We start from the raw sequence: 9063 nt of genomic DNA, 5'->3' as shown, positions 1-9063 counted from the left end.
ACGGTTATACAAACGATACATCGTCACCGAGGGGCTTTTAGCCGGATCAGTCACAAGCAACGAATATTCAGACCCTTCTCCGGTGTCGCTAGTAAGCCACGATGAATCCACCTGCACATAGTATGAGCCCTTATCCAGAGTCAGAACCTTGGAACTCGAGGAAGTCTGACTGCATGGATTTTCGACCCTAGTCAATTCCTTATTGATGTCATTGCCACTATACACATATAACATCCAGCTCCCATACTTTTGGAGCTGTGCCTTGTTCGTGAAATAAATTTGAACCTGTTGTCTCTTGTTTAGAGAGAAACGGTACCAATCCCTGTCAGAACTTTTTGTAATATTACCCGTGTAGGTCTTACCCAAAGCAATGTCACTAGCTTGGCTTGAGGAATTGTTAGGCTCTTTCTCCCATAAGTCAGTACTTGTGAAATCTACCGTCATCGCATATTCAAAGGACGAATACGACGACATGTCCACATAATACGTTCCTTTAGAAAGCCCGATCTTTGGAGACGAATGGCTCGTGGAAGTTAAATCGAAATCATTGCGATAAGAACTGTCAAAAATCGCGTTCCTCATATCACCACTCTTGTACAGCACCGCCGTAATATGCCCGCTATCCAAGATTGAATTAGTGAATTTAAGCTGAACGATGCCATCCTCCCCAAGGGTGAACTTGTACCAGTCATCAGCGTAAGAGGAATCGAACGAACCATGGATGGTCCCGTTGGGACGCACCGTGTTAGCCGCACCTGCAGTGTCGTTAGGCTCTATCTCCCAATCACTCCGCTGTGCATAAATGATCTTAAGCGTATAACTTATGTCCGCAGCCCAACTGCCGTCAATACGTAGATAGTATGTCCCGCCCGGGAGCCCATATTTCTGAGAAGACTCGTTGTTCTTACTGCCCTCATGTTTCCATGAGAAGATGCCGTTTCTAGTGTCATTTTCTCTATACAGCGTCATGTCCCACCGAGGACTTTCCGATGTGACGGAATTACGCATATTCAATTGGACATAACCGTTTGACGGAACGGTGAATTTGTACCATTTGCAATACGAATAATTCACCTCATGAATGGTATCGGGAATATCCTGATTCACCTTGACGGACCGCGCTGATTCGGCAGTAGTATTGGATTCCGTCTGCACGGCTACCGATGACTCTTGCTGAGTTGAGTCATCCAATGCGCATGCAGGGTTGGCCACTGCAAAACACCCCAATGCAGCAATGGCTGCCGCCGAAGCTACCAATCTTCTTGGAAATTTCATATCCATCGCCCTTCCTCTATCGGATTAAGCTTGACAACACCCTATTTTACTCAATCACGACATACCCGACAATCGGATTTAAGCTCGATTCCGATGGAGAAAAATGCTCTATAGAAAATGCAACAACATCGCTTTTCCAAAAACATCAAAGATGGCGAACTGTCATATTCCTGCTATTTTTCATCCTCAATAAAATACCTACCGCAGCAAACAGCAAATCCGCAAAAGTCATGGCTATTCGGCTCACAAGCACGACTGCGAGAACGCCACCGGAAGTCAATGTACTGGTGAAAAAGAGGCCTAGCACACCTTCTCTCACGCCAGTGCCGGCAGGTACGAAAACAACCAGGAAACCAACAATCCAGGCCAATGCGTATGCGCCGATGGATAATGCCATGCCGTATGCTGATGGCTGCATGCCGAAGCCACATGCAAGTAGCCAGATTTGCACGCCTGCGATAATCCATGCAATGACAGCGAGCAACGTAGCTAAGCCTAAACCCTTGAAGGTTATCTGTCGTTCTGGTGCTGGGCGTTTCAGCAGCTTGAAGCCTAAACCAATAAGACGATTCAGCACCGGCGGCATTAGTAGCGCAACCAAAATAGCCAACAGAAGCACGATGAGCCATGTCGGTACTTGAATGGATACTGACGTGCTCAGCACGGTGATTACGCCGATACCGGCGCCAGACAGCAGGGAAATCAGCACGGCCACAGTCATAGCCGTCACCGAACGCCGTGCTGGAATCTCGTGATCTCGGCCAATCTCCGCCGCAGCCACGATATTCCACACACCGCCGGGAATGTATTTGCCGATTTGACTGAGACCGAACAACTGAATAGATGTATTCCAATTCAACGTGGATCCCAAATCCGCCAGAATCACTCGCCAGGACCACATGGTAAAGAACACATAGACCACAGCCAGCACGAAACTAGCTACGGCGATTTGCCAAGGAAGAGTCGCCAGCGCCTTGGTCAGCGACCCCCAGTTCTTGATGATCACCCAAAGCAATCCCGCAAGCGCGACCGCTAGGAAGAACCATCGAATGATAGACGAGTTAATAATTTTTTTCAGCTTGTTCATAACACCTTGGCACTACTTGTTATTGCTGATCCACTGGGCAAGGTCTCGCGCGATTACGTCACTAGTGAATCGTTGAGCTGCGGTCCGAGCGTCATGCTGTTTACGTGTTAGATATTCCGTGTCGGCGACCAATGACTCGATTGCATCAGCGAGCGCTTTGGGATCACCTGGACGCACGAACACCACGCCGTTCTCCAAAACACGTCGTTGCGGAGCAGTGTCGCTAGTGATGACAGCGCAACCAGCGGCCATGGATTGGTACACCTTATTGGGCACGACGTGCAAACCTTTAGGCGTAGTGGAGAAAATTCCCAACGAAATCGCGTGCGACGCGACCACAGACGGCAATTCTTCAGGTTCTACCCATTCACGGAAAGTAATGTTATTCATGCCTTTGCTGATGGAACGAACCTTCTCATAGTCCTGCCCTTTACCAATCAAAGTGAACTTCGGCGTAATACCCCGACTGACGAGAATCTGGGCAGCCTCCACAATAACCGGTACACCCTGCAATGGCGTATATAACCCATAGAACACGATATCCGTCGAACGTTCGCCGGCTTGCTTGCCGGCCTCATACCATTCGTCTGGGGCACCGACCGGAACCACCATACTGGCATCTCCGGGTTCCAGCATCTCCTGATGTTCTTTGGTGTCAAGTACCACCAGTGAGGCGGCGTTGATAGCCATGCGATCAAGACGTTTGAGCAGTTTAACCTTCAGACCTTGAGCGCCACGGTCCTTTGCAGTATCCCCGGCAAAAATGAGATGGTCAAGAACAATTGGCACGCCCTTGAATACATGGTGGGCAAGCAGTACATCGAAATGTCCCATATAACCCACCAATACGGCATCCGGCTTCCCGTTGGTTTTCATCCATGTGCGTGCATGTTTAGCGATACTATGCCACAATCCAAGCAGCTCGAGGCCGAACCCGAATAGCTTCCATGGCTTCTTCAGAATCTCCACCCGTTCAGCGGTGGAAAGCATAAGCGGCTTATTGATTTCAGCAACCTCACATCCATTCTTCCGCAAACCATCAATCAGGATGCCGACACGTGGATGTTTGCGAACATTGTAGGTGCCGAAAGCCAGAACCCTAGGCATAATAAGTCAGCCTTTTCCCTCGATGATTGTTCAGTGCAGATCCTGCGCCGGCGGGAATTCGCCGTACTCGTTCTGCTTGGCCCAGATTTTCTGGCAGTCAGTGGAATACAGGAGCTCTTTGGTACGCTCAAGCTGATCTTCCACCAACTTGCGTTGAATACGCTGCACTTCCGAGATAATCTGCAACGCCACGCAAAACACACCAATCATGAGCAAAGCAACACCCAAAAGCAAAGATTGCACATGCCCCGCGGAATGACCCATGCAGACCAGCACAAGGAACCGCACGAACGGAATGAGACCGAGGATGCCGAAGATAATCGCCGCCCATCTAAAGATGACGTTCGACTTGAACATCAGGAAGCTGCGAATGATTGCTCCGCCGGACTTCGCCATATGCTCGAAAATGTTGTGGAACAGACGTGATTCACGGGTCTTCGGATTGGTCTTAATGGCATAGGAGGCAATAGCAATGCGCTTGTTGCCCGCCTGAATGATGGTTTCCATACAATAACTGAATTCAGTGACGATATTCAGTTTCAACAGGGAGTTCTTGGAATAGGCGCGGAAACCGCTGGCCGCATCTGGAATGTGCGTTCCAGCTGCTTTGTTCACCACCCAAGATCCGAAATGCTGCATCTTACGTTTAAACCAGCTAAATTCCTTGATGGTGGCAGTCTGTCTATCACCGACCACGATATCGGCTTCATGGCGGATGATCGGCTGTACCAATTCGCTGATGGCATCACTCGGATACTGGTTATCACCATCCGTATTAACCACAATATCGGCACCATGCTTCAGCGCGTAATCCACACCATCGCGGAATGCCCGGGCCAAGCCCATTGGCTTAGCGTGATGCACAAAATGCTTAATTCCGAGATTGCGGGCCACTTCGACAGTTTTGTCAGAACAGCCATCGTCAATAACGAGCAGTTGGATGTCATCGACGCCGGGAATCTGTGTTGGCATCTTTTTCAAAACCAAAGGAAGGGTCTTTTCCTCATTAAGACATGGAATCTGGATGAAAACTCGCATTCAATCCTCAAGGTAGCAATATCAGTCTATTTCTTATTATTTTATGCACTATTACAGACCTGCATAATCCGCCAACCACTTTTTGTTTCAGCCAGCGAATACCACAAGCTCTGGAGCATGGTACAGGAAAGAAGAAATATATCCATCAATAATTAGCATGATTGCAAATACAGAACAAAGCCAATTTCCCAAGCCAGTCAGGCTACGATCATCACGACACAAATCATTATCCGCAGGCTTTGCAAAATACTGCAATATCAACGCGATAATAGCAAAAGCAAAAATTGATATCGCACATAGATAATACCGACTCTGGAAAGCGCCCGCATATCCATTCCGATAAAAACCCTTCAATGCAGACCAGAACTGATACAACATGACGATCCATGTACCAGCAACACCAAGAGCGATGTATTTCGAAAGCCGAGCTTTCGCGCAAACAATAATGACGAGAGGCAAAAGAAGCACGCATGTAACAGCAATGGAATCAAGTCCGAACGCAGTCAAAGTTGGCCTTTGAATATCACTTGCATAGGGAATCGCGCACCAAGAATGTACAAAATTGGTCCAATAATAGACGAGATACTGGCTAAGTGACATATCAAGGCGCTTGGTAATTGGCGTGTAGAACGGACCACTCAAATATTCACCGAGAGCCAGCTTCTGATAACTAGGCTGTACGGTGCCATAGCGCATAACTAATGTTGCATAATATGCGATTGGAAGAATATAAATCGGCAGAGAACAAGCGAATTCTTTCCGCAGAATAGCTTTCCTTGCATGCTCCCGCAATAGGCCATAACCTACAATCAGTAATGCAATGCAGCCCACAATCATACCTGCAGTAAGCTTAGTCAGCAGCGTTGAAGCAGCGCCAATGGCTATGAGCAAGAAAGTGCACAATGTGTAGCGCCGCTCAATAAAACGTATGCAGCCAAAAACAAGAATAGTCACACACGTAAAAGCTAGAGTGTCATTATTTAAACCACTCATAACAAAAATCAAATTAGGAGGGCTTACTATCATAAGTGCATAGAGCAAATGCAACAATGGAATTCTGGCAATTCTGGTATACCCAAGATAGAAGCAGAGCAGAATACCCACAAAACCAAGAGCAAACGATTCGCACCGTAACACCCCAAGATGATAGGTGACTTCCGCTCCTGTATTAGTGATACCAGGCATATGACTCATGATGAGGTAATACAGCGGCGGATGCCCCAGCTGATTAAACTGCACGGAATCATTTAGGCTGATGTGCCCAGTAGGATTCACTGCATCACGATAGATCCGGATATCCTCAAATTTGGGCACTAGCTGATTATGGACACGTTCATAGGCCACATAGGAAAGATGCGCCATCTCATCATTCGAATGAGAATAATATTTGAGATACACCACAAACTGTCCAACCGTAAAAACGGCGGCGAATATGTAATCGACGATACATGTCAAATTACGTTTGCTTGCAGAAAAATTTCGAGCGCGATTGTTCAGCACAACCAGTAAAACCACTACTACAAGCAATCCCGAAATAATCGTCCTATACGGGAACTTGCTCGCAGCAAGCCCCGTTCGTCCGAACCAAAGATAGAACAAAAACATTAGGATGCCTGCAGTCACGACGGAGGAAGCAGCAAAATAGCCTCGTCGTACACGCGAAAATACCGTCATTCTGCTAATAATCAGCAGATACAACATTGCGAGAACAGCTACGATCCCCACTTTTAAGGCCGATTTCTGTCGAATCTGCCAGTTGAAATGACTCAGCGCCTGAGATTCGGCGCGAAAGAATATTGTCCCATTCCTACTCTGAATATGAAATGCCTCAGCTGGCAAGCTGGCTGCAGTGCACCAATCTCGACCATCACTGTGTACTACTGCGTTAACTGAAATCAAACGGACATTGGAATTTTTGGCTTTTATCCCAATCGTGAGGGTTGAAGATGAATAGTTCACGGGATCAACACGAATAAGTGCCGTATTTCCCTCGCCGATTGCTGATTGTCGACCTAAAGAAGATTTGGGATCATACGTGTCAAAAACAAACGTCACAGATTCTTTGTTGATATTCCTGTCGAATTTTGCCTCATAATTTATATTAATCGGAGATAAAGGTAATATCGCAACAGCGACCAGCAATATGGTGAAGACAATCGTCACAGCCAAGCAACAATGTGTACTGACATATGTTGAGGCCTTCTTCACAAATTTCATAGGCATATTTTCAGCGTTTTCGGTGACGTTCTTTTCCCTCATCCAAACCATACTTCAATAATCTTCTCAAAAACTTGATTTTTTGAGAAGCCAATCAGAATCCACGACCGGAAACGATTAATCTTTCATCAGCAACCTGCTGCAGATGCTTGCCGTAATTGGACTTGCCATATGCATGGGCCGCCTCAACAAGAGCTTCCTTCGTAATCCACCCCTGTTCAAAAGCGATTTCCTCCGGCACAGAGATAGGCAAACTTTGTGAACGCTCCACGGATCGTACAAATTCTCCCGCTTCATAAAGTGATTCCATCGTACCTGTATCAAGCCAGGCATACCCTCGTCCAAGGGTACATACATGCAATGAATTGTCATCCAAATACATCTGATTAAGATCAGTGATTTCCAATTCACCTCGCGCCGAGGGCTTGACTCGCTTGGCAAAATCCACAACGCGATCGTCATAGAAATATAGACCAGTTACTGCATAATTTGATTTAGGTTTTACAGGTTTCTCTTCAATCGAAATGGCCTTGCCATCATGCCCAAATTCAATGACGCCAAACCTTTCCGGATCTTCAACATAGTATCCGAAAACAGTCGCTCCACCTTCTTCCGCACGGCGAACAGCGCTCTTCAGCTGTTTCGATAAGCCATTTCCATAAAATATGTTGTCGCCCAAGACCAAAGCACAGCTATCTCCATCGATGAAATCCTCACCTAGAATAAAAGCTTGAGCAAGACCATCAGGAGAAGGCTGCACGACATAACTCAGATGGATGCCGAATCGGCCGCCATCCCCAAGTAAACGCTCGAAGTTAGGCAGATCCTGCGGAGTGGAGATTATGAGAATATCTCGAATCCCAGCCAGCATCAGAGTGGATAGGGGATAATAAATCATTGGCTTGTCATATACCGGCAGAAGTTGCTTGGATGTTACAGAAGTCAGCGGATACAAACGAGTTCCCGAACCACCAGCAAGAATAATGCCTTTCATACGATGGCCCCTTTCATTGACATAGCATATTCGCCAGGTATTAGACTAAGGTAATAGTACAAAGTATTTCCGAACAAAGAGAAGGCATGCCGCAACTCTCCATCATCATTCCAGCGTACAACAACAGCCGATATCTTCCCGAATGCATACGTAGCCTTACAATGCAGGATTATCGAGATATCGAAATCATCGTCGTTGATGATGCCAGTACCGATGACACTTCGTCCGTAGTCAAAGACCTCGCTGAACATGATTCTCGCATCCGCTTAATCCAGCATAAGAAAAATGCCGGAACTTTGGCCTCTCGAAAAAGCGGGATTTTAGCCTCGCACGGCAGCTACGTTATGCTGATAGACCAAGATGACGCATTGGCTCCGAACGCTCTGACATCACTCATGCTATTTGCTCAGCAGCATCCCGCGGACATCTACCACTTTGGGGTGAAAGTGCATGCCGCCAATTCGCAAGCACAACAAGCAGCTGCCGGAATGACGTCCTTCCTTACGCCCACACCGAGGACTCTGCAGGGGGAGGATATTCTTCAGTATCAGTTCGCATCGTCCAAAGGATTTGACTGGCATGTACATCACAAGATGTACTCCGGAGATTTCGCCCGAAACGCATATACTTTGGCCTCCGACACGAGACTCGTTCTGTCTGACGATCTGTATATGAGTTTTATTTTGTGCTCAACCGCTTCAACCTATATCGCCATTCCCGATTCTCCTTGGTATATCTACCATCTGGGGCGGGGGGACACTCTTGGCCAGCAACTTACGCCAAAAACGTCCGAAACAATAGCGCAACGCGATGCTCAGGCACTATCGCTGTTAAAAAAATTCGTATCGCAGGAGAGTTCCAAGATAAAGCGCTCTGATTGGGACGATAGGCTTGCTGACGTTCGTAATCGGCTCATCGAACATACCATGAATGAGTGGAAGGATAATCTCCCCAGCGAGAATCAAAAAAAGACGCTACAGCGCATACTGCAATATTGGGAACCAGATACGGTTTGCGGAGAAATATACCGCTATGTCAGGGATTACGCATATGCATATCTCACGGCAAAGGATCATAAATCACAAAAAGCGTTATGCGATAAGGCCAATGCTAAAACATACTTGGATATGGCTCGATACATCGAAAAAAATAATGGACTTCCCGGCAGTTCAAAGAACAACCACTATCTTGGACTTCGAGAAATCGCATATACGCATCTATACGATTCCGGGCTGCTTGCCCGTCCTCAGTCTCAGCCGCGTGGACTAAGGGCTTTGCTTAGTACCTTTTTAACAAGACTTTAGGGAAAGCCACCAGTTAGACTTTTACCAGTTTTGAAATTTTG

At 47.0% G+C, this 9063-nt stretch carries 7 protein-coding genes; 1 reads left to right on the top strand and 6 read right to left on the bottom strand.

Translation table 11 applies throughout. The features are described from left to right. The 6 genes from OU26_RS08405 to rfbA form a co-directional block, all read right to left on the bottom strand. The coding region (locus OU26_RS08405) for a hypothetical protein (RefSeq protein WP_033499072.1) at positions 1-1281 on the bottom strand (1281 nt) is incomplete at its 3' end. A gap of 139 nt (positions 1282-1420) precedes the next feature. Next, the gene (locus OU26_RS08400; protein WP_026647141.1) at positions 1421-2362 is read right to left on the bottom strand and encodes a lysylphosphatidylglycerol synthase domain-containing protein; all 942 of its coding nucleotides are present in this window, start codon (positions 2360-2362) and stop codon (positions 1421-1423) included. Between the two features lie 12 nt (positions 2363-2374). Next, the gene (locus OU26_RS08395) at positions 2375-3469 is read right to left on the bottom strand and encodes a glycosyltransferase (RefSeq protein ID WP_051593004.1); all 1095 of its coding nucleotides are present in this window, start codon (positions 3467-3469) and stop codon (positions 2375-2377) included. A 30-nt stretch (positions 3470-3499) separates the two neighbouring features. After that, positions 3500-4507: a glycosyltransferase family 2 protein gene (locus OU26_RS08390; RefSeq protein ID WP_081815684.1), complete on the bottom strand. Its 1008-nt coding sequence runs from the start codon at positions 4505-4507 to the stop codon at positions 3500-3502. Positions 4508-4594: 87 nt separating this feature from the next. Then, complete coding sequence (locus tag OU26_RS08385) at positions 4595-6766, bottom strand: hypothetical protein (RefSeq protein ID WP_152571354.1); 2172 nt, start codon at positions 6764-6766, stop codon at positions 4595-4597. Between the two features lie 52 nt (positions 6767-6818). After that, positions 6819-7718: a glucose-1-phosphate thymidylyltransferase RfbA gene (rfbA, locus tag OU26_RS08380; RefSeq protein ID WP_026647143.1), complete on the bottom strand. Its 900-nt coding sequence runs from the start codon at positions 7716-7718 to the stop codon at positions 6819-6821. An 86-nt stretch (positions 7719-7804) separates the two neighbouring features. Between rfbA and OU26_RS08375 the strand changes: the two genes are divergently transcribed. After that, positions 7805-9022: a glycosyltransferase family 2 protein gene (locus OU26_RS08375; protein WP_026647144.1), complete on the top strand. Its 1218-nt coding sequence runs from the start codon at positions 7805-7807 to the stop codon at positions 9020-9022. Positions 9023-9063 lie beyond the last annotated feature (41 nt).

It is taken from the genome of Bifidobacterium ruminantium DSM 6489 (genome assembly GCF_000770925.1).
GTDB classification, from domain to species: Bacteria; Actinomycetota; Actinomycetes; order Actinomycetales; family Bifidobacteriaceae; genus Bifidobacterium; species Bifidobacterium ruminantium.
Note: the sequence above shows the minus strand (reverse complement) of the source record. Positions and strands in the feature narration are given on the sequence as shown.